Consider the following 25,381-nt stretch of genomic DNA (forward strand, 5'->3'; position numbering starts at 1 on the left):
CGAGACCGGTCTGCAACCGCTACCCAGCGTTGTGCACACCGCGGTGCGTCCTCCACAGCCGCCGGACGACCCCCGAGCGCCGCGCGCCGGGGTGCGAGCCTCTGCCGCATGGAGCAGTGGTGGAAGCCGTACACGGCGCCCGACGGGTTGATCCTGCGCGAGCAGGTGCTCACCGAGGGCGTGGATCCCGACCACCTCGTGGTGGCGCTGCGCACCGGGCGGATGTATCGGGTGCAGCGCGGGGTCTACTGCGCCCGCGCGCACCCGCCCACCGCGCTGGGCAGGGCCCGTGCCGCGGTGCTCTCCAGCGGGGTGCTCGACGCCGTCGCCAGCCACCAGACCGCGGCGCGGGTGCACGACCTCGCGGTGCCGGACCGCCCGGCCGCCGAGCACGTCACCGTCCGCCGGGAGCAGCGCCGCATCCGCCGCCGCGACCTGCACTTCCACAGCCGCGCCCTGGCGCTGGGCGACGTGGAGCTGGTCGGCGGGGTGCAGCTGACCAGCGTCGCGCGCACGGTGTTCGACCTGTGCGCGACCCTGCCTCGGCGGGAGGCGGTGTGGTGCGTGGACGACGCGCTGCGCCGCGGGCTGCTCACCCGTGCGCAGCTGCGGGCCACCGTCGAGGTGCGCCGCGGCGGGCCGGGGGAGGCGAGGGCCGCCGAGCGGATCGGGCAGGCGGACGGGCTGGCCGAGTCGATCCTGGAGACCGCCAGCCGTCTCGCCCTGGCCGACGCGCAGGTGCCCCTGCCGGTGGCGCAGCTGGAGGTGCACGACGCCGACGGGCGGCTGATCGGCCGGCTGGACGGCGGCTACCCGCAGCTGCGGCTGGGCCTGGAGCTCGACGGACGCTCGGTGCACTCCGCGCCCGAGGCGATCCTGCGCGACCGGTTCCGGCAGAACGCCCTGGAGGCGGCCGGCTGGCGCGTGCTGCGCTTCACCTGGTGGGACGTGGTGCACGACACCGAGCGCTTCGTCGACACCGTCCGTCGGGCGCTGGCCCGCGCCGGCACCTGAGCACAGGGCTGCGGCTCGGCCGGGGGAGACCCGGGTCTCTGGCTTGGTGGTAGTTGCAGACCCTGCTGCCCGCAGTGGGTGGTACTTGCAGACGCCCCATCTACCCTGGGGACCATGAGTACTACCACCCGTACGCCTGGTGCGTCCGTTTTCGCCGAGCTGGAACCGCTGCTTCCCCGCGTGTCCAAGCCTGTGCAGTACGTCGGCGGTGAGCTCAACGCCAGCCTCAAGGAGTGGAACGACACCGCCGTCCGCTGGGCCTTGATGTATCCCGACGCCTACGAGGTCGGCCTGCCCAACCAGGGCGTCATGATCCTCTACGAGCTGCTCAACGAGATGGATGACGTTCTCGCTGAGCGCACCTACGCCGTGTGGCCCGACCTCGAGGTCCTCATGCGCGAGGCCGGCGTGCCCCAGTTCACCGTGGACGGCCACCGCCCCGTCATCGACTTCGACGTGCTCGGCGTCAGCTTCTCCACCGAGCTCGGCTACACCAACCTGCTCGCCGCGCTGGACCTGTCCGGCATCCCGCTGCACGCCGCCGACCGCGACGAGCGCCACCCCATCGTGCTCGCCGGCGGGCACGCCTCGTTCAACCCCGAGCCCATCGCGGACTTCATCGACGCCGCGGTGCTGGGCGACGGGGAGGAGGCCGTGCTGGAGATCACCGAGATCATCCGCGCCCACAAGGAGGAGGGCTCCCCGGGCGGGCGCGAGGAGCTGCTGCTGCGCCTGGCCGAGACTGGCGGCGTGTACGTGCCGCGCTTCTACGCCGTGGACTACCTGCCCGACGGCCGCATCCAGCGCGTGGTGCCCACCGACCCCCGCGTGCCCTACCGGGTGTTCAAGCGCACCACCATGGACCTCGACGCCTGGCCCTACCCGAAGAAGCCGCTGGTGCCGCTGGCGGAGACCGTGCACGAGCGGGCCAGCGTGGAGATCTTCCGTGGCTGCACCCGCGGCTGCCGCTTCTGCCAGGCCGGGATGATCACCCGTCCGGTCCGCGAGCGCTCCATCGAGGGCATCGGTGCCATCGTGCAGCAGTCCCTGGCCGCCACCGGCTACAACGAGGTGGGCCTGCTCAGCCTGTCCAGCGCCGACCACTCCGAGATCGCCGACGTCACCAAGGGCCTGGCCGACCGCTACGAGGGCACCGGCACCGGCCTGAGCCTGCCCTCCACCCGCGTCGACGCCTTCAACGTGGACCTGGCCAACGAGATCTCCCGCAACGGCCGCCGCTCCGGGCTGACCTTTGCCCCCGAGGGCGGCAGCGAGCGCATCCGCAAGGTCATCAACAAGATGGTCAGCGAGGAAGACCTCATCCGCACCGTCTCCACCGCCTACGCCAACGGCTGGCGGCAGGTGAAGCTGTACTTCATGTGCGGGCTGCCCACTGAGACCGACGAGGACGTGCTGCAGATCGGCCGGATGGCCCGCGAGGTCATCAAGACCGGGCGCGAGGCGGCCGGGCACAAGGACATCCGCTGCACCATCTCCATCGGGGGGTTCGTGCCCAAGCCGCACACCCCGTTCCAGTGGGCGGCGCAGTGCCACCCCGACGTGGTGGACGACCGGCTGCGCAAGCTGCGCGCCGAGGTCGGTGCGGACCGCAAGATGAGCCGCGCCATCGGCATGCGCTACCACGACGGCAAGCCCAGCCTGATCGAGGGACTGCTCTCCCGCGGCGACCGCCGGGTGGGCCGCGTCATCGAGCGGGTGTGGCGCAACGGCGGCCGCTTCGACGGCTGGAGCGAGCACTTCTCCTACGACCGCTGGGTGGACGCTGCCGCCGAGGAGCTCACCCCGCTGGGAGTGAGCCTGGACTGGTTCACCACCCGCGAGCGCGAGCGCACCGAGGTGCTGCCCTGGGACCACCTGGACTCGGGGCTGGACAAGGAGTGGCTCTGGGCTGACTGGGAGGACGCGCTCAACTCCGAGGAGCAGGACGACTGCCGCTGGACGCCGTGCTTCGACTGCGGCGTGTGCCCGTCCATGGGCACCGACATCGAGGTGGGCCCCACCGGCAAGACGCTCATCCCGATCGCCCCCGTCAGCGTCGGCAGCCCCATCACCAACCCCGCGCTGGCCGGCTGATCGCCCGTGGCCAAGCAGCACGAACCCAACCCCTCCGCCCCGCCCGTCCAGAAGGTGCGGCTGCGCTACACCAAGCGCGGCCGGCTGCGCTTCACGTCCCACCGCGACGTGGCCCGTGCCTTCGAGCGCGCCATCCGCCGGGCCGGGGTGCCGATGGCGTACTCGCAGGGCTTCAACCCCCACCCCAAGATCTCCTGGGTGGGCGCCGCGCCGACCGGGGTGGCCAGCGAGGCCGAGTACGTGGAGATGTCGCTGGTGCGGGTGGTGGACCCGCAGGTCCTCGCCCACGAGGTGGACAAGGCGCTGCCGCCGGGCCTGGACGTGATCGACGCGGTGACGGCGGTGACCGGCTCGCTGCCCGAGCGCATCCACGCCAGCCTGTGGGAGATCGCGGTCGAGGGGGTGGCGCCGGCGGCGCTGCGCGCGGCGGTGGAGAAGTTCCTCGCCCAGGAGACCGCGATGGTGGAACGGCTCACCAAGGACGGTCGCCGCCAGCTCGACGCCCGTGGGGCAGTGGTCAGCATGGCGGTGCCGGAGGACGAAACGCCGTCCACACCTGCAGGGGACATGGCGCCTGGCCGTCAGTGTGGGACAATAAGGGCAGTCGTGCGGCAGACAAGTCCTGCGGTGCGACCCGATGACGTCATGAGCGCGCTGCTCGTCGTCGCTGATCTGGTGCCGACCGTGCCTGTCAAGGCAACCCGGTTGGCGCAGGGTCCGCTCGACGATGACGACAGGACGCTCGGCGATCCTTTCGCGCCTGACCGGGTGCAGGACGATCCCACAGGGTCGCAGCACGCGGGGCAGCACGAGTCGCACGTCACCGAACCAAGTGTTAAGTGACAACGGCACCACCTTTTACAGCGCCAGAACTGGCACGACCTGCACTGCCGACCCCCGCAGGTGGTCGGATACGGACGAGTAGCCCCCGCGTGGCCGCGTGACACCTCAACGGTGGACGCGCCCGGGGGCCGAGGAGAACAACGTGGCCGAGAACGTGCCGCCCCAGAACACTGACGAGCTGCCTGCGCGGATGCGCGTGCACGCCCTGGCCAAGCTGCTGGGGGTGACCAGCAAGGCCGTCGCCGCCGCGCTCGACAAGCTCGGCGCCCCGGTGCGCTCGGCCCAGTCGAGCATCAACCGCGACGTCGCCGAGCAGGTGCGCGCCGAGCTCAACCCCGGCGCCGACGTCGCGGCGGCACCGGTCGCCGAGCCGGCACCGGCAGCACCCGCGCAGGCCGAGCCCGCGCAGCCCGAGCCCGCGATCGCCGAGACCCGCGCCCCGGCCCGGCCGGTCGCCGCCCCGCTGTTCATCCAGCCCGAGGTGGTCAAGGCACCGCCGCGTCGCCGGGCGAGCCGTCCCGCCGCCCCCGCGGTGCCGCAGGACGTGCCGGAGGAGGTCGAGGAGGCAGCGGCCGCCGCGGTCACCGAGGCCACCACCGACGCCCCGGCCGTCACCGGCGGAGACGAGGACGACGACGCCCCCAAGCGCCGCCGCCGCGGTCGTCGTGGCCGTGGCCGGGGCCGGGGCCCGCAGGGCGAGGACAGCTACGACGACAACGACGGCGACGACTCGGGCCACGACGGCGACGACACCGCCGAGGCTCAGGCCGAGACCAGTGCGCCCGAGCCCCAGGCCGTGGAGCCGGAGGTCGCCGAGGAGGAGTCCGAGAGCTCCGGTGGTGGTCGCTCTCGTGGTGGTCGCTCTCGTGGTGGCCGCTCCCGCGGCGGCCGAGCGGCAGCGGACAAGACCGACGTGGATCCCGCCAGCGAGACCAGCTCGGACGAGCAGTCGACCGGCGACGCCGACAAGATCGAGACGGGTGCCGACGACGCGGACACGAGCAGCGACGACCAGGGCGCTGACGACCAGGGCACCGACGCCGACAACGACTCCGGCAGCGAGGACGGCACCGGCAGCCGTCGCCGTCGCCGTCGTCGCCGCAAGAGCGGTGGCCAGGGCGGCGACGCCAGCGGTGAGGACTCCGGCGACAACCGCGAGGACGACCCGCCCAACACCGTGGTGCACGAGCGCGAGCCCCGCAGCCGCGGCAAGAGCCGGCAGGGTCGCGAGGCCAGCAGCGACCAGGTGCAGGGCATCACCGGCTCCACCCGGCTGGAGGCCAAGCGGCAGCGCCGTCGGGACGGCCGTGACGCCGGCCGCCGCCGCCCCGCGATCCTCACCGAGTCGGAGTTCCTCGCCCGCCGCGAGGCCGTGAACCGCAAGATGGTGGTGCGCGAGCGCGGCAAGCAGACGCAGGTCGCCGTGCTCGAGGACGACATCCTGGTGGAGCACTTCGTCACCAGCGCCAGCTCCTCGGCGATGGTGGGCAACATCTACCTGGGCCGCGTGCAGAACGTGCTGCCCAGCATGGAGGCCGCCTTCATCGACGTGGGCCGCGGTCGCAACGGCGTGCTCTACGCCGGCGAGGTCGACTGGGACGCCGCCGGCCTCGGCGGCAAGTCCCGCAAGATCGAGCAGGCGCTGCACTCCGGCGACAACGTGGTGGTGCAGGTCAGCAAGGACCCGGTGGGCCACAAGGGTGCCCGGCTCACCACGCAGATCAGCCTGCCCGGCCGCTTCCTGGTGTACGTGCCCGGCGGTGGCTCCACCGGCATCAGCCGCAAGCTGCCCGACACCGAGCGCAAGCGCCTCAAGGAGATCCTCAAGCGCATCGTGCCCGCCGAGGCTGGGGTGATCATCCGCACCGCGGCCGAGGGGGTCAGCGAGGAGGAGCTCACCACCGACGTCGAGCGGCTGCGGGCGCAGTGGGACGCCATCAACACCAAGGCCACCGCGGCGATGGAGGCCAAGTCCACCAACCCGGTCGCGCTCTACGAGGAGCCCGACCTGCTGCTCAAGGTGGTCCGCGACCAGTTCAACGAGGACTTCAGCAAGCTGGTCGTGGCCGGTGACTCCGTCTGGGACGTGGTCGAGGGCTACGTCAACGAGGTTGCACCCGACCTGGCCGAGCGCGTCGAGCGCTACAGCGGGGACGTGGACGTGTTCACCGCGTACCGCATCGACGAGCAGCTGGCCAAGGCGATGGACCGCAAGGTGTGGCTGCCCTCCGGCGGCACCCTGGTGATCGACCGCACCGAGGCGATGACCGTGGTCGACGTCAACACGGGCAAGTTCACCGGCGCCGGGGGCAACCTCGAGGAGACGGTGACGCGCAACAACCTGGAGGCTGCCGAGGAGATCGTGCGGCAGATGCGCCTGCGCGACATCGGCGGCATGATCGTCGTCGACTTCATCGACATGGTGCTGGAGAGCAACCGCGACCTGGTGCTGCGCCGCCTCACCGAGTGCCTCGGCCGCGACCGCACCCGCCACCAGGTCTCCGAGGTCACCTCGCTCGGCCTGGTGCAGATGACGCGCAAGCGCATGGGTGCCGGTCTCATCGAGGAGTTCTCCACCCCCTGCGAGCACTGCCACGGCCGTGGCGTGATCGTGCAGGACGAGCCGGTGGTGGCGCACGAGTCGGAGCACGTGCACGGCGACAGCGGACGGCGCTCGCGTCGGGGCAAGGGTGGCGACAACCAGCCCAGCCAGCCCAAGCAGCAGCCGCCGGCGCCCAAGCCCGCCGTGGTGCCCACCGTCAAGGAGCCCTGGCCCGCCGCGCTGATCCCGGCGTCGTCGGCCAAGGCGCAGACCGCCACCGCACAGTCGACCGCGCCGCAGCCGGAGCTGGCCGAGGTGGCGGCGACCGAGCCCGTTGCGGTGGAGCAGAGCGCGGCAGCTGCCGCGGTCGCACCCCAGCCGGAAAGCACCGAGCAGGCTGGGTCGACCCAGGCCCAGCAGACCGCGGCCGAGCCGGCCCAGGCCGAGTCGAGCCAGGCCGAGCCTGCCGTGATCGAGCACCCGCAGGCGGAGCAGGCCGAGGTGAAGGCGCCGGCGCGCCGCAGCCGCTCGCGCCGTGCCTCCCGGCCCACCGCAGCCCCGGCCGCGGTGGACCTGGAGCCGGTGGTGGTCGCCTCCGAGGCCGCTCCGGCGCCCGCGGTGGAACCGAGCACCACCACTGTCGAGCCCGTGGCCGCTGAGGTGGCTGAGGCCACCCAGGCGGTGGAGCAGGTGGAGCAGGCCGACCGCAACGGCGTGGAGCCGGCTCCCGTGGCGAGCCCACCGCGGCGCAGCAGGGCGCGACGGGCCTCCCGGCCCACCGCGGCCCCCGAGGCGCTCAGCACGCCGGTGGAACCGATCGTGGTGCCCGCTGCGGCGCCCGCCCCTGTCCCGGCCGAGCCCGCCCCTGCGGCGCCCGCCCCTGCCCCGGCCGAGCCCGCCCCTGCGGCGCCCGCCCCTGCCCCGGCCGAGCCCGCCCCTGCGGCGAGCGCACCGGCCCCGTCCGAGGCGGAGCCCGGGGAAGCGGGTGGCTCAGCAGCCGCCGCCACCGCCGTGGCAGCCCCTGCCACGGCCACCCGGCCGAGGCGCCGTCGTGCGGCGGCCCGCCCTGCGGGACCGCCGGTGGAAGAGCAGTAGTGCGCTGGGCCAAGGTTGCGGGGAGGCGGTTTGACCCCGCCGGTGCACGCCCCGTAACCTTGGCCGGTCACCTTTTGGTGGCGTCGTTGTCGCGCGCCTGCGCCTAGGCGCACGCGATGTCGGAGGAAGACCGACACTGACCCAGATGCGCGTTCCGACCCTCGAGGCGGGCGCGGCCAGAGTTCGAACGAGCAACAGGAGAAGCCCTCCGATGTACGCGATCGTCAAGACCGGTGGCAAGCAGTACAAGGTCGCCGTTGGTGACCTTGTTGAGGTCGAGAAGCTCGACGGAGCCCCGGGCGTGGAGATCGCGCTGCCCGCGCTGCTGCTCGTCGATGGCTCCGACGTCACGACCGACGCCGGCGCGCTGGCCAAGGCCTCCGTCACCGGTGAGGTGGTGGAGCACACCAAGGGCCCCAAGATCCGGATCCACAAGTTCAAGAACAAGACCGGGTACCACAAGCGCCAGGGCCACCGCCAGAAGCTGACCGTGGTCAAGGTCACCAACATCAGCAAGTAGGTCACCCGGAGCAGGTGCTCGCAGCCCCTGCCCAGACTTCCCCCAGGAGGGACGCTCCATGGCTCACAAGAAGGGTGCTTCCAGCTCCCGCAACGGTCGCGACTCGAACGCTCAGTACCTGGGCGTGAAGCGCTTCGGCGGCCAGGTCGTCAAGTCCGGCGAGATCATCGTCCGCCAGCGTGGCACGCACTTCCACCCGGGCGACAACGTCGGCCGCGGCGGTGACGACACCCTGTTCGCGCTTGCCGCCGGCTCGGTGCTCTTCGGCCGCAAGCGTGGCCGCAAGACCGTCAACATCGTGCCCGTCGAGGCACTCGAGACGGCAGCGGTCTGAGCTTCACCACGCAACACACGTCCTGACGACGGCGGGGACGGGCAGGGGGAGCAACCCCGCCCGTCCCCGCCGTTGTCTCATCAGGGTCCGACCCGCCGCCTCCGGCGCGGGCTCCGGATCCGCACTCGCACAGGTTAGGAGGGCCCGATGTCCCGATTCGTCGATCGTGTGGTCCTGCATGTTTCTGCCGGAGACGGTGGCAACGGCTGCTCCTCCGTGCACCGGGAGAAGTTCAAGCCCCTCGGTGGTCCCGACGGTGGCAACGGTGGACGCGGTGGCGACGTCGTGCTCGTCGTCGACCCCAACGTGCACACGCTGCTGGACTTTCACCACCACCCGCACGTCAAGTCCGAGCGCGGCAAGCAGGGCATGGGCAGCCACCGGGACGGGGCACGCGGTGAGGACCTGATCCTGCCCGTGCCCGACGGCACCGTGGTCCTCGATCCCGACGGCAACCTGCTCGCCGACCTGGTCGGCGTGGGCAGTCGCTTCGTCGCCGCGCAGGGCGGTCGTGGGGGACTGGGCAACGCCGCGCTGGCCTCCAAGGCCCGCCGCGCTCCCGGCTTCGCGCTGCTGGGCGAGCCCGGCATCACCCGCGACCTGGTGCTCGAGCTCAAGTCGGTGGCCGACGTCGGCCTGGTCGGGTTTCCCTCCGCCGGCAAGTCCTCGCTGGTCTCGGTGCTCTCGGCGGCCAAGCCGAAGATCGCCGACTACCCCTTCACCACCCTGGTGCCCAACCTGGGCGTGGTGACCACCGGCGACACCACCTTCACCGTGGCCGACGTGCCCGGCCTCATCCCCGGTGCCAGCCAGGGCCGCGGGCTGGGCCTGGAGTTCCTGCGCCACCTGGAGCGCTGCGCCGTGCTGGTGCACGTGGTGGACTGCGCCACCCTGGACCCGGGGCGCGACCCCATCTCCGACGTGGACGCCCTCGAGGCCGAGCTGGCCGCCTACCGCTCCGCGCTGACCACCGACGTCAGCCTGGGCGACCTGGCCGACCGGCCCCGCATCGTGGTGCTGAACAAGGTCGACGTGCCCGAGGCAGCCGAGCTGGCCGAGATGGTCAGCGAGGAGTTCAAGGCTCGGCAGTGGCCGGTGTTCGCGATCTCCGCGGCCACCCACGAGGGACTGCGCCCGCTGGTCTTCGCGCTGGGCAAGGCCGTGGAGGCCTACCGCACGGCGCACCCGCCGGCGGCGCCCACCCGCACCGTCCTGCGCCCGACGGCAGTGGACGACAAGGGGTTCACCGTGGAGCACGACCCCGAGGACGAGAACGGCTTCATTGTCCGCGGCACCCGCCCCGAGCGGTGGATCCGCCAGACGCAGTTCGACAACGACGAGGCCGTGGGCTACCTGGGCGACCGCCTGGCCCGGCTGGGCGTGGAGGACAAGCTGGCCAAGATGGGGGCGGTGCCGGGATCGTCGGTGACCATCGGCGACGTCACCTTCGACTGGGAGCCGTCCACTCCTGCGGGCATCGCCATGACCCGCACCGGTCGCGGCACCGACATCCGCATCGACGCCGACGAGCGGATCGGTGCGGCCGAGCGCAAGGTTGCCCACCGCGTGCGTCGTGGGCTCGACGTGGAGGGCATGAGCTAGCCGTGCAGACCCGGGATGCTGTTGCGGCCGCCCGTCGTGTCGTGGTCAAGATCGGGTCCTCGGGCCTGACCAGCCTCAGCGGGGGCCTCGACCTGGAGCGCCTCGACCGGCTGGTGGACGCCCTCGAGGCCCGGATGGCTGCCGGTTCGGACGTGCTGGTGGTCTCCTCCGGCGCCATCGCCGCAGGCATCGCCCCGCTGGGTCTGCGGGCGCGTCCGCGCGACCTGGCCACCCAGCAGGCCGCGGCCGCGGTGGGCCAGCTCGAGCTGGTGCAGGCCTGGCGCACCTCGTTCGCCCGCTACGGACGCACGGTGGGGCAGGTGCTCCTCACCGCCGAGGACGTCGCCCGGCGCTCCCAGCACCGCAACGCCCAGCGCACCCTGGACCGGCTGCGGGTGCTGGGCGTGGTGCCCATCGTCAACGAGAACGACACCGTGGCCACCGCCGAGATCCGCTTCGGCGACAACGACCGCCTCGCCGCGCTGGTCTCGCACCTGGTCAGCGCCGACGCCATGGTGCTGCTGTCGGACGTCGCCGGGCTCTACGACGGAGACCCGCGCCAGGGCGGGGCCACCCTCATCCGCGAGGTGAGCGCCGACGGCGCGGAGCTGGACGGCGTGGTGGCCGGCTCCGGGGGCACCCTGGGCACGGGCGGGATGGCCTCCAAGCTCACCGCCGCCCGGTTGGCCGCCGACGCCGGGGTCCCGGTGCTGCTGGCCTCGGCGGCACAGGCCCCGGAGGCCCTCGGCGACGCCCAGGTGGGCACCGCCTTCGCCGCTCGCGCTCGACGGCTCTCCGCCCGCCGGTTCTGGGTGCGCTACGCCGCGGAGACCTCGGGCAGCATCTGCCTCGACGCCGGTGCGGTCAGCGCCGTCATCGACGGGCGCCGCTCGCTGCTGCTGCCGGGGATCACGGCCGTCAAGGGCGACTTCCACGCCAGCGACGTGGTCCGGCTGATCGGACCCGACGGCACTCCGGTGGCCCGTGGCGTGGTCGCCTTCGACGCCGCCGAGCTGGCCGGGATGGTGGGCGTCCCAGCGTCTCAGCTGCCCCCCGAGCTGCGTCGGCCGGTGGTGCACGCCGACGACCTCGTGCGGGCCTGATCTCACCAGGTCCGGTGCCGCAGAGCGCCTGGCGCTGATCACTTAGAGCCACATCGACTCACCAGGTGTCACCACTTTGTGACCTGAGACCCCCGCAGGTCACGGTATGTGCACGGGCCGCGTGGCGAGGGGTGGACGGGCGTGTCCGCGTCTAACATCGGCACCATGCGGGCAGGGTTGGCAATCGGTGTGGCGGCGATCGCGGTGCTGGCGGGCGGGTGCTCGCTGGTCTCCCCCGTCGCGGCGCCGGTGGTGCCCACGTTCCCGGCCACCACCTCGGCCACGCCGCCGCCGGCTACCGCCCAGCTGACCAAGGAGGGCCTGCCCACCAGCTGCAAGGACCTCATGAACGGCGACCAGCTGGACGCCGCTCTGGGCATGCCCTTGTCAGCGGTGGTCAAGACGCTGGTGGGCGTGCCCAACCCGGACATCGGGCTCACCGGGCGGGTCACCTGCAGCTACGGGATTCCCTCGCCCGCAGGCACGTACGCCCTCGAGGTGAGCCTCACCGCCTACACCGACGTGGCCGCGGCCGCGGTGCGGGTCCCGGTCACGGTGGAGGCGCGCCGCACCCCCGGGGTGGAGGCCGTGCCGCTGACCATCGGGCGGATGAACGCCAGCTACCTGGCCCTGCCCGACGGCCCCGTGCTGGTGGCCGCCACCGGCACCTACGCCATCCTGGTGTCCATGGCTCCCGGCAGCGTCACCCCCGAGCAGGCCCCCGGGGCGCTCGCGGCGGTGGCGGGCATGGCGCTGACCAACGTGCAGGCCTGACCCAGCCGCTCGGCTCAGGCCACGCTGCCCAGGGTGAGCGGCAGGACCGCGGGGGCGCCGGCAGCCAGCAGGGTGCGCGCGGCCATGGCCATGGTCCAGCCGGTGTCCAGCAGGTCGTCCACCACCAGCACCGGGCCGTCGAGCTCGGCCAGACCGGGCACGCTGCTGGTGTCCCAGGCGTCCCACAGCCCGGCCACCCGGTGCGCGGAGTTGGCGGCTGACGGCGGCACGTGCCCCTCCCGGTAGCGCAGCACCCCCAGGTCGCGCAGCCGCCCCACCGATGCCAGCCGCGCAGCCAGGCTGCGCAGCAGCACCGGGTGGCTGCCGGAGTCCAGGTTGAGCACGGCCACCGGGCGCTGCGCCCAGTCCCAGGCGGCGAGCACCTGCACGCAGGCCTGCACCACCTCCTCGCTCACCTCGGCGTCGGGGCCGGCGAGCAGCGGCCGCAGCCGCTGGCCCCAGCCCAGGTCGGTGAGCCGGCCCAGCGCCTTGCCCGGCTGCGGACCCTGGGTGATCTTCCCGCTGAGGTCCACGCCGAGACGGGACATGCCGGTGGGCCACAGCTTGCGCGGAGCGAGGTCGACGCCCGGGCGGTCCAGCCGGGCGCGGGCGGCCTGGGCGGCGCTGGCGTCCACCTCCGGTGACCAGGTGGGTCCGCAGCACACGTCGCAGCGCCCACAGGCCACCGGCTCGCTGCCCAGCTCCGGGTCGTCGAGCTGGCGGCGCAGGAAGTCCATCCGGCAGGTGGTGGTGCGCTGGTAGTCCAGCATCGCCTGCTGCTCGGTGGCCCGCGCAGCAGCCAGGTGCTCGTAGCGGGCGGCGTCGTAGGACCAGTCGGCGCCGGTGGCGATCCAGCCGCCGCGCACCCGCTGCACGGCGCCGTCGACGTCGAGCACCTTGAGCACCATCTCCAGGCGGCTGCGGTTGAGCTCCACCAGCGGCTCCAGGGCGGCGGTGGACAGCGGCTTGCTCGCCGCGGACAGGGCCTCGATCACCGAGCGCACCACCGGCTCGGCGGGAAAGGCCAGCGAGGCGAAGTAGGCCCAGATGTCGCGGTCCTCGGCGCCGGGCAGCAGGATCACCTCGGCGCGGGCGCTGGCGCGGCCGGCGCGGCCCACCTGCTGGTAGTAGGCGATGGGCGAGGCCGGTGCCCCCAGGTGCACCACGAAGCCGAGGTCGGGCTTGTCGAAGCCCATGCCCAGCGCCGAGGTGGCCACCAGTGCCTTCACCCGGTTGCCGAGCAGGTCGGCCTCCAGCGACTCGCGCTCGGCGGCGTCGGTGCGCCCGGTGTACGCGGCGACGGTGTGGCCCTGGTCGGTGAGGTGGCCCGCCAGCTCCTCGGCCTGGGAGACGGTGAGGGTGTAGATGATGCCCGAGCCGGGCAGCTGGTCCAGGTGCTGGGCCAGCCACGCGGCGCGTCGCTGGGAGCCGTCCACGTGCACCACCGACAGGTGCAGCGACTCCCGGTCCAGCCCGCCGCGCAGCACCAGCGTGTCGCCGCCGCCCACGCCGAGCTGGCTGGCCACGTCGGCCACCACCCGGTCGTTGGCGGTGGCAGTGGTGGCCAGCACCGGGACGCCGTCGGGCAGGTCGGCCAGCAGGGTGCGGATGCGGCGGTAGTCGGGGCGGAAGTCGTGGCCCCAGTCGGAGACGCAGTGCGCCTCGTCCACCACCACCAGGCCCGCGTTGGCGGCCAGCGAGGGCAGCACCTGCTCGCGGAAGTCGGGGTTGTTCAGCCGCTCCGGGCTCACCAGCAGCACGTCCAGCTCACCCGCGGTGACCTGGGCGCGCACCTCGTCCCACTCGGTGACGTTGCCGGAGTTGATGGTGGCCGCCCGCACCCCGGCGCGCTCGGCGGCGGCGACCTGGTTGCGCATCAGGGCCAGCAGCGGGGAGACGATGACGGTGGGGCCCGAGCCGCGGCTGCGCAGCAGGGAGGCGGCCAGGAAGTACACGGCCGACTTGCCCCAGCCGGTGCGCTGCACCACCAGGGCGCGGCGGCGCTGCACCACCAGGGCCTCGATGGCCACCCACTGGTCCTCCCGCAGCACCGCCCCCTCGCCGGCGAGGCGCTGCAGCAGCTGCTCAGCCTGGGCGCGCAGCTCGGTGGTGCCGGCGGGGACGGTGGAGGTGGTCATGGCCCCATGGTGCCCGCCGAGCCCGACGGTTCCCGTGGGGGTGCACACGAGAGCGGGATCGCGACGGTGTTCTGCCATAGGCTGGGGTCATGACCGTGGCTACCGATCTTCAGGCCGCTGAGGCCACCGACGCCGTGTCGCACACCAGCGAGGACCTCCGCGAGACCGTGCACGAGGCCGCCCGCCGCGCGCGGGTGGCCAGCCGCACGCTGGCCCTGCTCACCCGCGCCGACAAGGACGCTGCGCTGCACGCCGCCGCCGATGCTGTGCTGGCCGCCACCCCGCAGATCCTGGCGGCCAACGAGGCCGACCTCACCGCCGGTCGTGCGGCCGGCATGAGCGAGGGACTGCTGGACCGGCTGCGGCTGACCGACGAGCGGGTGGCGGGCGTGGCGGCCGGGCTGCGCCAGGTGGCCGGGCTGCCCGACCCGGTGGGGGAGGTGCTGCGCGGGTCGACGCTGCCCAACGGGATGGAGCTGCGCCAGCAGCGGGTCCCCCTGGGGGTGGTCGGCATCGTCTACGAGGCGCGGCCCAACGTCACCGTGGACGCTGCCGGGCTGTGCCTGAAGTCCGGCAACGCCGTCCTGCTGCGCGGCTCGTCCTCGGCCGCGCACAGCAACGCCGCCCTGGTGCAGGTGCTGCGGGAGGCGCTGGCCGCGCAGGGCCTGCCCGCCGACGCGGTGCAGCTGCTGCCGGCGTCCGACCGGGCCAGCGTCACGCACCTCATCCAGGCCCGCGGGCTGGTGGACGTGGTGATCCCCCGGGGCGGGGCCGGGCTGATCGCCGCCGTGGTGCGCGACGCCCTGGTGCCCACCATCGAGACCGGGGTGGGCAACTGCCACGTCTACGTGCACGCCGCGGCCGACCTGGACATGGCGCAGCGCATCGTGCTCAACGCCAAGACCCGCCGCCCCAGCGTGTGCAACGCCGCGGAGACGGTGCTGGTCGACCGTGCCGTCGCCGACGTCGCGGTGCCCCAGCTGCTGGCCGCGCTGGGCGAGGCCGGGGTGACCGTGCACGGCGAGGGCGCCGGCATGGTGCCGGTGACCGAGGCCGACTGGGCCGAGGAGTACCTCAGCATGGACGTCGCGCTCGCGGTGGTGGACGACCTGGACGCCGCGGTGCGCCACATCGACCGCTACGGCACCGGCCACACCGAGGCCATCGTCACCACCGACCTGGCCGCGGCCCGGGAGTTCACCGCCCGGGTGGACGCCGCCGCGGTGATGGTGAACGCCTCCACCTCGTTCACCGACGGCGAGCAGTTCGGCTTCGGCGCGGAGATCGGCATCAGCACCCAGAAGCTGCACGCCCGCGGGCCGATGGGACTGCCGGAGCTGACGTCGACCAAGTGGATCGCCTGGGGGGACGGGCACGTCCGGGAATGATGTCCCAGGGCGACGGGCACGTCCGGGGATGATGTTCCAGGGCGACGGGCACGTCCGGGAGTGACTCTCGCGCAACGGCCTCGCCGACAACGACACTGATCGCCACCACCAGCACCCGACCGAGAGGCCCCGCGTGGACCGCGTACTCCCCACCACCCCGCCCCTGTTCAGCTCCGTCGACGACGTGATGGCGAAGCTGGCCACCACCGGCTACCTGGCCGACAAGGCCACCGCCACCACGGTGTTCCTGGCTGACCGCCTGGGCAAGCCGCTGCTGATCGAGGGCCCCGCCGGGGTGGGCAAGACCGAGCTGTCCCGCGCCGTCGCGCAGGCCACGGGCTCCGAGCTGATCCGGCTGCAGTGCTACGAGGGTGTGGACGAGGCCCGCGCGCTCTACGAGTGGAACCACGCCAAGCAGCTGCTGCGCATCCAGGCCGGCCAGGCCGGCGGCGGCGACTGGGAGGCGCTGCAGACCGACGTGTTCTCCGAGGAGTTCCTGCTCAGCCGTCCGCTGCTCACCGCCATCCGGCGCACCGGGCCCACCGTCCTGCTCATCGACGAGACCGACAAGGCCGACGTGGAGATCGAGGGCCTGCTGCTGGAGGTGCTCAGCGACTTCGCCGTCACGGTGCCCGAGCTGGGCACCATCACCGCCACCCGCAAGCCGTTCGTGGTGCTCACCTCCAACGCCACCCGGGAGCTGTCCGAGGCCCTCAAGCGGCGCTGCCTGTTCCTGCACCTGGACTTCCCCGACGCCGACCTGGAGCGACGCATCCTGGCCAGCCGGGTGCCCGACCTGCCCGAGGCGCTGGCCGAGCAGCTGGTGCGCACCATGCGGGTGCTGCGCGGCATGCAGCTGAAGAAGCTGCCTTCCGTCGCCGAGACCATCGACTGGGGGCGCACACTGCTGGCACTGGGCATCGACACCCTGGACGACGCGGCCGTGCGCTCCACCCTGGGCGTGGTGCTCAAGCACCAGAGCGACCAGCAGCGTGCCGCCGGCGAGCTGCGGCTCAACTGAGAGGGCCGAGACCATGACCAGCCGACCCCCGTGGCTCGCCGCGGACCGTCCCGCGGCCCCACACGGGCTGCCCGGGCACCTCGTCAGCTTCGTCGAGGCACTGCGCGCCAGGGGGATCGGGGTCGGACCGTCGGAGACGGTGGACGCCGGCCAGGTCATGAGCGTGCTCGACCTGCTCGACCGGGAGGCGCTGCGGGAGGGCCTGGCCGCCGCGCTGCTGCGGCGGCCCACCCACCGGCGCACCTACGACAGCCTGTTCGACCTGTGGTTTCCCGCGGTCATCGGCGACCGCGCCGAGCGGCCGGTGGACACCGAGCTGCCCCGCGACGAGCAGGGGGACATCGACACCGACGCCATCCGCGACCTGCTGGCCGACTTCCTCGCTGACGGCTCCGCGGAGAGCCGCGAGCTGATGCGGCTGCTCGCCCGCGAGGTGGCCGAGCAGATGGGGCGCTACGAGACCCGCAGCGGCCCCGCCTACTCCGCCTACCAGGCGCTGCGCGGCATCAGCCCGGAGACGCTGCTGGCCCAGATCCTGGAGGGCCTGCTGGGCGGGCCCGAGGGTGTGGCCGAGGCCAGCGACTTCGACAGCGAGATCGCCAGGCGCACCGCCCGCGAGCGCATCGCCGAGTTCCGCCGTGCGGTGGAGGAGGAGGTGCGCCGACGCACTGCCGAGCGGGTGGGCAAGGAGAAGGTGGCCGCCTCCTCGGTGCCGCGCATCGCCGAGCAGGTCGACTTCCTGCGCGCCCGCAGCGACGAGCTGGCCGAGCTGCGGCGCACCGTCACCCCGCTGGCGCGGCGCCTGGCCAGCCGCCTGGCCGCCCGCCGGCGCCGCAGCCGCCACGGCACCATCGACATGCGCCGCACCATGCGCAAGTCCATGTCCACCGGGGGAGTGCCGCTCAAGCTCGAGCAGCGCAAGCCGCGGCCGGGCCGTCCCGAGCTGGTCATCCTGTGCGACGTCTCCGGCTCGGTGGCCGGGTTCAGCCACTTCACCCTGCTGCTGGTCAACGCGCTGCGCGAGCAGTTCTCCCGGGTGCGCATCTTCGCCTTCGTGGACACCACCGACGAGGTCACCCAGTACTTCGCCGGCGGCGCCGACCTGGCCCAGGCGATGACCCGGATGACCCACGAGGCCCAGCTGGTCACCTACGACGGGCACTCCGACTACGGCCACGCGCTGGGCACCTTCGCCGAGCAGTTCGGCGACGCCCTCACCCCGCGCTCCTCGCTGCTGATCCTCGGCGACGGGCGCACCAACTACCGCGACCCCAACCTTGCCGTGCTGCGGCGGCTGGACTCGGTGGCCAAGCACGCCTACTGGCTCAACCCCGAGCCGCAGTCGCAGTGGGGCAGTGGGGACTCCGCGGCCACCGACTACGCCGCGGTGGTGCCGATGCACGAGTGCCGCACCGCCGAGCAGCTCGCCGCCGTCGTCTCCCGCCTGCTGCCGGTCTGAGGTCGGCCACGAACAGCACGGGAGTGCCCCGCGACCAGCGCCGGGACCAGGCCGCGGGCGACGCACTAGGATGTGGCGTCGTGTCCACCTCCGCGCCCGCCCGACGCAAGCTCGGGGTGATGGGCGGCACGTTCGACCCCATCCACCACGGGCACCTGGTGGCGGCCAGCGAGGTCGCCCACCGGTTCGGGCTGGACGAGGTGGTGTTCGTGCCCACCGGCCAGCCCTGGCAGAAGGCGCACACCGACGTGAGCCCGGCCGAGGACCGCTACCTGATGACGGTGATCGCCACGGCGTCCAACCCGCAGTTCTCGGTCAGCCGGGTGGACATCGACCGGGCCGGGGTCACCTACACCGCGGACACCCTCAGCGACCTGCAGGCCCAGCACCCCGACGCCGAGCTCTACTTCATCACCGGCGCCGACGCGCTGGAGGCGATCCTGTCCTGGCACCGGGTGGAGGAGCTGTTCGACCTCGCCCGCTTCGTCGGGGTCACCCGTCCGGGCTACGCGCTGGAGGCCAAGCACCTGACGCACCTCGCGCCGGGCCAGCTGACCCTGGTGGAGATCCCGGCCATGGCCATCTCCTCCACCGACTGCCGCGAGCGCGCCGGACAGGGCCGGCCCGTCTGGTACCTGGTGCCCGACGGCGTGGTGCAGTACATCTCCAAGCGCAACCTCTACCGGCCGGCCGAGTGTCCGCGCGCCGACGGCACCAGCCGCACCTCCGACCCCGTGCCGAGCCGCGCGCCCCGCGTGCCGCACGACAACGGGGCCGCTACCCACACAGACCATTCGCACGACCCGAACAACCTGGAGCTCCCGCAGTGACTGCCACCGACACCGCCCGCGAGGTGGCCCTCGTGGCCGCCGCCGCGGCGGCCGAGAAGATCGCCACCGACATCGTCGTCCTCGACGTCTCCGACCAGCTGGTCATCACCGACTGCTTCGTCATCGCCTCGGCGCGCAACGAGCGCCAGGTCAACGCCATCGTGGACAAGGTGGAGGAGGACCTGCGCAAGCACGGCGTCAAGCCGGTGCGCCGCGAGGGCACCAAGGAGGGCCGCTGGGTCCTGCTCGACTTCACCGACGTGGTGGTGCACGTGCAGCACGTGGAGGAGCGCAGCTTCTACGGCCTGGAGCGGCTCTGGAAGGACTGCCCGGTCATCGAGTTCGACGCGGCCGCACACACCCCGGAGGACGCCGAGGAGGAGGTCTACGGCGACGCCGACGACGAGCGCACCGAGACCCAGCGCCTGAACGACCTGCTGAACGGGCAGTGAGCGGCCGTCCCCTGATCAAGCGCCGCCTGATCCTGCTGCGCCACGGGGAGACCAGCTACAACGCCACCAGCCGCATGCAGGGCCAGCTCGACACCGAGCTGAACCCGCTGGGGGTGCGCCAGGCCGCTGCGGCGGCGCAGGTGCTGGCCGAGCGCAAGCCCGGCCTGGTGATCTCCTCCGACCTCACCCGCGCCGCGGACACCGCCCGCCATCTGGTGGACCTGGTGGACGTGCCGCTGCGCCACGACCCGCGGCTGCGGGAGACGTTCCTGGGCGAGTGGCAGGGGCTGACGCACTCGGAGGTGGAGCAGGGCTGGCCCGGTGGGCTGGGGCACTGGCGCACCGACGTCCGCTACGTGCCGCCAGGCGGGGAGAGCAAGGAGCAGGTGGCCGCGCGCAGCGTGGCCGTGGTGCAGGAGATCGAGCCGAGCACCTGGGACGCGCACCCGGTGGTGCTGGTGGCCCACGGCGGGCTGATCCTGGCCCTCACCGCTGCGCTGCTGGGCCTGCCGCGGGACAGCTGGTCCACGCTGGGGTCGCTGGGCAACGCCCGCTGGGCCGAGCTGAGCACCCGCGCCGACGGGCAGTGGCGGCTGGACGCCTGGAACGCGGGCGTGGTGTGAGCGAGCAGCCGGTGCTGCTGGTGTTCGCCGACTCCCTGGCCCACCACGGTCCCCGCACCGCCCACCCTGCCGACCACCCGCAGATCTGGCCCAACCTGGTGGCCGACGAGCTGGGCTGGCGGCTGGAGCTGGTGGCGCGCATCGGCTGGACCTCCCGCGACGTGTGGTGGGCCATCACCCAGGACCCACGGGTGTGGGCGGCCGTGCCCGACGCCGCCGCGGTGGTGCTGGCCGTGGGGGGCATGGACACCCTGCCCTCGCCGCTGCCCACCGCGCTGCGCGAGCAGCTGCGCTACCTGCGCCCGCCCGCGCTGCGCCGGGTGGTGCGCCAGGCCTACACGGCCGCGCAGCCCCACCTGTCCCGACTCGGCCGGCCGGTGGCGCTGCCGCCGCGGCTGAGCGTGGAGTACCTGGAGCAGTGCCGCGCCGCCCTGGTGGCGCTGCGCCCTGACCTGCCCGTCATCGGCACGCTGCCCTCGGTGCACCGCTCCGCCGCCTACGGCGGCGTGCACCGGGGCCGTCCCGCCGCCGAGCGAGCGCTGCGCTCGTGGTCGGCCCAGCGCGACGTCCCGCTGGTGGACCTGGCCGCCGCCGTGGGCCCGCACGTCGAGGCGGGCCGCTGCAACCCCGACGGCATGCACTGGGGCTGGGAGGGTCACCGCGCGGTGGCCGACGCGGTGCTCGCCGAGATCCGGGCCACCACCCGTCCCTGAGCTGCCCGTGCCTGCCCTGTTCACCGCGGTGAGGCACTAAGGTCTGACCTGTGCATGCGGCCGTGGTGACCGACTCGACCGCCTACCTCCCACCCGGGGTGGCGGAGCGACACGGGATCACTGTGGTGCCGCTGCACCTGTCGGTGGACGACGAGCCGCACCTGGACGGGGTGGACTTCGACGCCGACCAGCTCGCCGCCGCGCTCACCCAGGGCCGCCACGGCGTGCGCCGCCGGCCCACCATCACCACCTCCCGCTGCACCCCCACCGAGCTGCGCGAGGCCTACCTGCGCGCCGCGCGCGGCACCTCCGCCGGTGGCACCGACGGCGTGCTGGCGCTGCACCTGTCCCAGCACCTCTCCGGCACCTGGGAGGCGGCGCGGCTGGCGTCCGAGCAGCTCGGCGCGGAGCATCCCGACGTGGAGGTGCGGGTGGTCGACTCCCGCTCCGCGGCGATGGGCCTGGGCTTTCCGGTGCTCGCCGCCGCCCGCGCCACCGCCGCCGGCAAGAGCCTGGGGGAGGCCTACGCCGCCGCGGTGGACGTGGCCTCGCGCTGCCGAACCCTGCTGTGCGTGGACACCCTGGAGCACCTGCGTCGCGGGGGCCGCATCGGCACCGCCGCCGCCCTGCTGGGTACCGCGCTGTCGATGAAGCCGCTGCTGCACGTGGTGGACGGGCGCATCCAGGTGCTGGAGAAGGTGCGCACCTCCTCGCGGGCGCTGGCGCGGCTGGCCGACATCGCGGTGGAGGCCGCCGGCGACGAGCCCACCGCCGTGGCGGTGCACCACCTGGGTGCGGCCGACCGGGCCGCCACGCTGGTGGAGCAGCTCAAGCAGCGCATCCCGCACCTCACCGAGGTCTACGAGTCGCAGGTCGGCGCCGTGGTGGGTGCGCACCTGGGGCCGGGCATGGTCGGCGTGGTGGTCTGCCCCGGCGGCGCCGGAGACCCGGAGCAGTAGTCAGAGCATGCCCGCGGGGAGCGGTCGGCCCTCAATTGGTGCGCGGGGTGCCATCGGACCGCTGGCCTGGTCCGCACTCGGCGAGCGTGCCGCCACCCCCGCCGCAGAGGCCTTCCAGTCGAAGCATCTCGGCTATCTGCGCCTTGGTGAGGCACACCGATCCGAAGTTGCTCCACTCAGTGCCAGGTGGGCAGGACGGTTGGGTCCACTCCTGCGTGGTGGGTGGTGGTGTTGCGACACGGGGGCGCGTGATGCTGGCCGGGGCCTTGGTGGCAGGCCGGTTGCGCGTGGTGGTGGCCGGGGCCTTGGTGGTGGGCGGCTTGCGGGTGGTGGGGGCCGGGGCCTTGGCGGGCGGCAGGGTGCCGGTGGTGCTGACCGGTGGCGGCGTGTACACCGCCGTCGGTGCGGGAGGCGTCGTCGCAGGCGGGGTGGGGGTGCTGGGCATCGTGCTGGAAGGCGCCACCGACGGCGCCTCGGTGGTCGGCGACGGGGCCGTGGGCGCACTGCTGCTGCATCCAGCGGCCAGCAGTGCCACTGCAGCCAAGGAGGCCGCCAGGTGTCGCATGTTCATCTCAATTCCCTTGTCGTGTTTGGGTGATGTTAGGTGCGGGCGACGTGACTCGCCTGCGCGACCGGCGCAGTAGCGCAGCACGCCTGGCTGGTTGTGCACATCGGTGCAGGTGGTCCACAGCGGCCTCGGACACCGGTCCCGAGCGGGCTGTGCGTCCCTAGCGTCAGCAGGCGTGCCGTCCCGTGAGCAGAACCAGCGCAGCCGCCACCGGCTCGGGCGCATCACCACGCCAGCTGCCTCGGACGAGCCATCCGCCACCCCAGACGACGAGCCACTACCCACCCCACGCGGCTGGCGGGAGAAGTGGCTGCCCACCCGCTGGCAGGGTGCGCGAGTCGACTCCGGCCGCCACGGCGCGCTCGCCCTCGCCGCGGTGGCCGCCGCGGCAGCGGTGCTCGCGGCTGTCGGGGTGTGGCGCGACCGCCCGGTCCCGGAGGTGGTGCCGTCCGCTCCGGCAGTGGCGCTGGCCCCGGTGGCGGCCGGCGCACCCAGCAGCGCACCGGCCGCGAGCGCGGCCCCCACCACGCTGGTGGTGAGCGTGGCCGGCCGAGTGCGCAACCCCGGACTGGTCACGGTGGCGCCAGGAGCGCGGGTGGCCGACGCGCTCGCGGGCGCCGGTGGGGCGCTGCCCGGCACCGACCTGGTGGCGCTGAACCTGGCTCAACCGCTCACCGACGGCCAGCAGATCCTGGTGGGCATCGTCCCGCCGCCGGGCAGCGCGCCGGTCAGCGGCGGCACGTCTGCCGGCTCCTCCGCGGGCCCGGCCGTTGACCCGTCCAGCACACCCGGGTTGGTGAACCTCAACACCGCCAGCGCCGCCGAGCTGGAGGACCTGCCCGGGGTGGGCCCGGTGATGGCCAAGGCGATCCTGGACTGGCGCACCAAGAACGGCAGCTTCCGCAGCGTGGACCAGCTCTCCGAGGTCAGCGGCATCGGCCCGGCGCGGCTGGCCCAGCTGACGCCGCTGGTCACAGTGTGACCACCAGTGCTGCTCCCACCGAGCGGCTCGACGTCCGGCTGCTGCCCAGCGCTGGTTGCGCCTGGGCGGCGGTGCTGCTGGGCCTGCTCGCGGGCTGGCAGGCATCAGCGGTGGTGGCCGCCCTGGCGCTGGGCGGGATCGCGTGGGTGTGGCGCCGCCACGAGCGCACCGTGGCCGCCGGGCTGCTGGCCGCCCTGGCCGTCACCGCCGGGTTCTCCGCCGCCACCGCGCTGCGGACCCACGCGGTGGACGTCCACCCGCTGGCCGCGGCGGCGGAGCGGGGCGAGAGCGCGCAGCTGCAGGTGCGGCTGAGCGACGACCCCAAGCTGCTGCGCGCCACCCTCCCCGGCGCCCCGCAGCGGGTGCTGGTGCGTGCCCAGCTGACCAGCGCTGAGGGCTACCCCGAGATGCACGGTGCGGTGGTGCTGCTGGCCCCAGCCGACTCCTGGGAACACCTGCTGCCCGGTCAGCAGGTACGGGTGAGCGGGCGGCTGGCCCCGCCCCAGCGCAACGACCTCACCGTCGGCGCCGTGCGGGTGAGCGACCCACCGGAGCTGGTGGGGCAACCGCCGCGGGTGCAGCGGGTGGCCGGGGCGTTGCGCACCCAGCTGCGCGACGCTGCGGCCCGGGTGCTGCCCGCCGAGCCCGGTGCCCTGCTGCCCGGCCTGGTGGTGGGGGACACCTCCCGGCTGCCGCAGCCGCTGCTGGACGACTTCCGCACGGCTGGGCTGACGCACCTCACCGCGGTGTCCGGCACCAACATCACCATCGTCTGCGGGGCGGTGCTGCTGCTCACCGGGCTGGTGGGGGCGAGCCCCCGCACCCGGGCGGTGCTGGCCGCGGTGGCCCTGGTGGCCTTCGTGGTGCTGGCCCGGCCCTCGCCCAGCGTGCTGCGGGCGGCGGTGATGGGCGCCATCGCCTTGCTCGCCCTGGTCACCGGACGCCGCAAGCGGGCCCTGCCCGCGCTCGCCGGGGCGGTGCTGGTGCTGCTGCTGGTGTCGCCGCAGCTGGCGGTGGACGCCGGGTTCGCGCTGTCGGTGCTGGCCACCGGGGGACTGGTTCTGCTGGCCCCAGGCTGGGTCGACGGGATGCGTCGCCGGGGCGTGCCCGCGGGGGTCGCCGAGCTGCTGGCCGTCCCGCTGGCCGCGCAGGCGGTCACCGCACCCGTCATCGCCGGACTGTCTGCGCAGCTGAGCGTGGTGTCCGTGCTGGCCAACATCCTCGCTGCCCCCGCCGTGGGGGCGGCCACCGTGCTTGGGGTGCTGGCCACCGTGCTGCTGCCGATCTGGACGCCGGCGGGCGAGCTGGCGGTGCGCTTCGCCGGGCCGGCGGTGTGGTGGCTGGTGCAGGTGGCCCACCGATGTGCGGCGCTGCCCTCGGCGGCGGTAGCGGTGCCGGGCGGCACCACGGGTGCGCTGGGCATGGCCGCGGCCACCGTGGTGCTGCTGGTGCTCGTCCGCAGCCACGCCGTGCGGGTGGTGCTGCTGGCCGCGGTCACCGGCGCGGTGCTGGTGTGGGTGCCCACCCGGGTGCTGCACCCAGGGTGGCCGGTGCCCGGCTGGGCGATGGTGATGTGCGACGTCGGGCAGGGCGACGCGCTGGCGCTGGCCACCGGCGGGGGTCAGGCGGTGGTGGTGGACGCCGGGCCCGAGGCGCGGGCGGTCGCGGGCTGCCTGGACCGGCTGGGGGTGCAGCAGGTGCCCCTGGTGGTGCTCACCCACCTGCACGCCGACCACGTGGACGGCCTGGACGGGGTGCTGGCCGGACGCAGCGTGGGTGCGGTGGCGCTGGGCCCGCTGCACCTGCCGGCCGGCACCTTGCGCGAGGTGCAGCAGGTGGCCGACCGCCACGGCGTGCCCGTGGTGCAGCTCAGCGCGGGGCAGTCCCTGCAGTGGGGGACGGCGCTCACGCTGGACGTGCTGGGGCCGGTGCGCCGCGTGCCCGGTGCGCTGGGGGGCGATGAGGGCACCGAGCTCAACGACTATTCCGTGGTGCTGTCGGCGCGGACGGCAGCGGGACGGGTGCTGCTCACCGGTGACGTGGAGGAGTCCGGGCAGAGCGCGCTGCTGCACTCCGGGGCCGACCTGCGTGCCGACGTGCTCAAGGTGCCCCACCACGGCTCGCGCTTCTCCGTGCCGGAGTTCCTGGACGCGGTGCACCCACGCCTGGCGGTGGTCAGCGTGGGCACCGGCAACACCTACGGCCACCCCAACGCCGGCGTGCTCGACCACCTCGCCCGCCAGGGCGCCACCACTGTCCGTACCGACCAGCGGGGCGACATCGCCTTGCTGCCCGGGCCGGCGCTGGTCACCCGCTGAGCCCGGACG

At 73.7% G+C, this 25,381-nt stretch carries 21 protein-coding genes; 20 read left to right on the plus strand and 1 reads right to left on the minus strand.

Annotation, left to right across the window (positions count from 1 at the left end):
* Positions 1–108: 108 nt before the first annotated feature.
* The 9 genes from AC3YNX_RS16745 (at position 109) to AC3YNX_RS16785 (ending at position 11,921) form a co-directional block, all read left to right on the plus strand.
* Complete coding sequence (locus tag AC3YNX_RS16745; RefSeq protein WP_489996198.1) at positions 109–1,014, plus strand: DUF559 domain-containing protein; 906 nt, start codon at positions 109–111, stop codon at positions 1,012–1,014.
* Between the two features lie 114 nt (positions 1,015–1,128).
* Positions 1,129–3,108, plus strand: a complete 1,980-nt coding sequence (locus tag AC3YNX_RS16750; protein ID WP_489996199.1) for a TIGR03960 family B12-binding radical SAM protein — start codon at positions 1,129–1,131, stop codon at positions 3,106–3,108.
* Between the two features lie 6 nt (positions 3,109–3,114).
* Entirely contained in the window at positions 3,115–3,951 is an 837-nt protein-coding gene (locus AC3YNX_RS16755; protein WP_206518002.1) for a TIGR03936 family radical SAM-associated protein, read from the plus strand.
* 142 nt (positions 3,952–4,093) lie between these two features.
* Positions 4,094–7,588 (plus strand): translation initiation factor IF-2 N-terminal domain-containing protein, encoded by a 3,495-nt coding sequence (locus AC3YNX_RS16760; protein WP_489996200.1) that lies wholly within the window; start codon positions 4,094–4,096, stop codon positions 7,586–7,588.
* Positions 7,589–7,799: 211 nt separating this feature from the next.
* Positions 7,800–8,108 carry a 50S ribosomal protein L21 gene (gene rplU, locus AC3YNX_RS16765; protein WP_127783488.1) on the plus strand — a complete coding sequence of 103 codons (309 nt, stop codon included), beginning with the start codon at positions 7,800–7,802 and terminating at the stop codon, positions 8,106–8,108.
* A gap of 58 nt (positions 8,109–8,166) precedes the next feature.
* A complete protein-coding gene (rpmA, locus tag AC3YNX_RS16770; protein ID WP_127783487.1) occupies positions 8,167–8,442 on the plus strand; it encodes a 50S ribosomal protein L27 in 276 nt (91 codons plus the stop codon).
* A 147-nt stretch (positions 8,443–8,589) separates the two neighbouring features.
* Entirely contained in the window at positions 8,590–10,044 is a 1,455-nt protein-coding gene (obgE, locus tag AC3YNX_RS16775; RefSeq protein WP_127783486.1) for a GTPase ObgE, read from the plus strand.
* 2 nt (positions 10,045–10,046) lie between these two features.
* Positions 10,047–11,147 carry a glutamate 5-kinase gene (gene proB / locus AC3YNX_RS16780; RefSeq protein ID WP_489982842.1) on the plus strand — a complete coding sequence of 367 codons (1,101 nt, stop codon included), beginning with the start codon at positions 10,047–10,049 and terminating at the stop codon, positions 11,145–11,147.
* A gap of 165 nt (positions 11,148–11,312) precedes the next feature.
* Complete coding sequence (locus AC3YNX_RS16785; RefSeq protein ID WP_127783484.1) at positions 11,313–11,921, plus strand: hypothetical protein; 609 nt, start codon at positions 11,313–11,315, stop codon at positions 11,919–11,921.
* A gap of 14 nt (positions 11,922–11,935) precedes the next feature.
* Here AC3YNX_RS16785 and AC3YNX_RS16790 read toward each other — a convergent pair whose 3' ends face one another.
* Positions 11,936–14,059 carry a RecQ family ATP-dependent DNA helicase gene (locus tag AC3YNX_RS16790; RefSeq protein WP_489996201.1) on the minus strand — a complete coding sequence of 708 codons (2,124 nt, stop codon included), beginning with the start codon at positions 14,057–14,059 and terminating at the stop codon, positions 11,936–11,938.
* An 89-nt stretch (positions 14,060–14,148) separates the two neighbouring features.
* Here AC3YNX_RS16790 and AC3YNX_RS16795 point away from each other — a divergent pair, with 89 nt between their 5' ends.
* The 11 genes from AC3YNX_RS16795 (at position 14,149) to AC3YNX_RS16845 (ending at position 25,372) form a co-directional block, all read left to right on the plus strand.
* Positions 14,149–15,447 carry a glutamate-5-semialdehyde dehydrogenase gene (locus tag AC3YNX_RS16795; RefSeq protein WP_489996202.1) on the plus strand — a complete coding sequence of 433 codons (1,299 nt, stop codon included), beginning with the start codon at positions 14,149–14,151 and terminating at the stop codon, positions 15,445–15,447.
* A gap of 133 nt (positions 15,448–15,580) precedes the next feature.
* On the plus strand, positions 15,581–16,468 hold the full coding sequence (locus tag AC3YNX_RS16800) for an AAA family ATPase (RefSeq protein ID WP_489996203.1): 888 nt from the start codon (positions 15,581–15,583) through the stop codon (positions 16,466–16,468).
* A 13-nt stretch (positions 16,469–16,481) separates the two neighbouring features.
* The gene (locus tag AC3YNX_RS16805; protein ID WP_489996204.1) at positions 16,482–17,927 is read left to right on the plus strand and encodes a vWA domain-containing protein; all 1,446 of its coding nucleotides are present in this window, start codon (positions 16,482–16,484) and stop codon (positions 17,925–17,927) included.
* A gap of 119 nt (positions 17,928–18,046) precedes the next feature.
* Positions 18,047–18,757, plus strand: a complete 711-nt coding sequence (gene nadD, locus AC3YNX_RS16810; RefSeq protein ID WP_489996292.1) for a nicotinate-nucleotide adenylyltransferase — start codon at positions 18,047–18,049, stop codon at positions 18,755–18,757.
* The gene (rsfS, locus tag AC3YNX_RS16815; RefSeq protein ID WP_489996205.1) at positions 18,754–19,209 is read left to right on the plus strand and encodes a ribosome silencing factor; all 456 of its coding nucleotides are present in this window, start codon (positions 18,754–18,756) and stop codon (positions 19,207–19,209) included. The genes nadD and rsfS overlap by 4 nt, the downstream gene beginning before the upstream one ends.
* 11 nt (positions 19,210–19,220) lie before the next feature.
* Positions 19,221–19,832, plus strand: coding sequence for a histidine phosphatase family protein (locus AC3YNX_RS16820; RefSeq protein ID WP_489996293.1), 612 nt, complete (start codon positions 19,221–19,223; stop codon positions 19,830–19,832).
* On the plus strand, positions 19,829–20,545 hold the full coding sequence (gene octT / locus AC3YNX_RS16825; protein WP_127783478.1) for a diglucosylglycerate octanoyltransferase: 717 nt from the start codon (positions 19,829–19,831) through the stop codon (positions 20,543–20,545). Before AC3YNX_RS16820 ends, octT begins: the two co-directional genes overlap by 4 nt.
* 50 nt (positions 20,546–20,595) lie before the next feature.
* Positions 20,596–21,504 carry a DegV family protein gene (locus AC3YNX_RS16830; RefSeq protein ID WP_489996206.1) on the plus strand — a complete coding sequence of 303 codons (909 nt, stop codon included), beginning with the start codon at positions 20,596–20,598 and terminating at the stop codon, positions 21,502–21,504.
* Positions 21,505–21,752: 248 nt separating this feature from the next.
* A complete protein-coding gene (locus AC3YNX_RS16835) occupies positions 21,753–22,148 on the plus strand; it encodes a hypothetical protein (protein WP_489996207.1) in 396 nt (131 codons plus the stop codon).
* A gap of 99 nt (positions 22,149–22,247) precedes the next feature.
* Positions 22,248–23,054, plus strand: coding sequence for a ComEA family DNA-binding protein (locus AC3YNX_RS16840; RefSeq protein WP_489996208.1), 807 nt, complete (start codon positions 22,248–22,250; stop codon positions 23,052–23,054).
* Positions 23,051–25,372: a ComEC/Rec2 family competence protein gene (locus tag AC3YNX_RS16845; protein ID WP_489996209.1), complete on the plus strand. Its 2,322-nt coding sequence runs from the start codon at positions 23,051–23,053 to the stop codon at positions 25,370–25,372. Before AC3YNX_RS16840 ends, AC3YNX_RS16845 begins: the two co-directional genes overlap by 4 nt.
* Positions 25,373–25,381 lie beyond the last annotated feature (9 nt).

The sequence above is a fragment of the Rhodococcus sp. Z13_19A genome (assembly GCF_058133575.1).

Coding starts and splice junctions, on each gene's coding strand:
- AC3YNX_RS16750 (WP_489996199.1), top strand. CDS start 1,129: ATGAGTACTACCACCCGTACGCCTGGTGCGTCCGTTTTCGCCGAGCTG.
- AC3YNX_RS16795 (WP_489996202.1), top strand. CDS start 14,149: ATGACCGTGGCTACCGATCTTCAGGCCGCTGAGGCCACCGACGCCGTG.
- obgE (WP_127783486.1), top strand. CDS start 8,590: ATGTCCCGATTCGTCGATCGTGTGGTCCTGCATGTTTCTGCCGGAGAC.
- rplU (WP_127783488.1), top strand. CDS start 7,800: ATGTACGCGATCGTCAAGACCGGTGGCAAGCAGTACAAGGTCGCCGTT.
- nadD (WP_489996292.1), top strand. CDS start 18,047: ATGGGCGGCACGTTCGACCCCATCCACCACGGGCACCTGGTGGCGGCC.
- AC3YNX_RS16805 (WP_489996204.1), top strand. CDS start 16,482: ATGACCAGCCGACCCCCGTGGCTCGCCGCGGACCGTCCCGCGGCCCCA.
- AC3YNX_RS16790 (WP_489996201.1), bottom strand. CDS start 14,059: ATGACCACCTCCACCGTCCCCGCCGGCACCACCGAGCTGCGCGCCCAG.
- AC3YNX_RS16785 (WP_127783484.1), top strand. CDS start 11,313: ATGCGGGCAGGGTTGGCAATCGGTGTGGCGGCGATCGCGGTGCTGGCG.
- rpmA (WP_127783487.1), top strand. CDS start 8,167: ATGGCTCACAAGAAGGGTGCTTCCAGCTCCCGCAACGGTCGCGACTCG.
- AC3YNX_RS16745 (WP_489996198.1), top strand. CDS start 109: ATGGAGCAGTGGTGGAAGCCGTACACGGCGCCCGACGGGTTGATCCTG.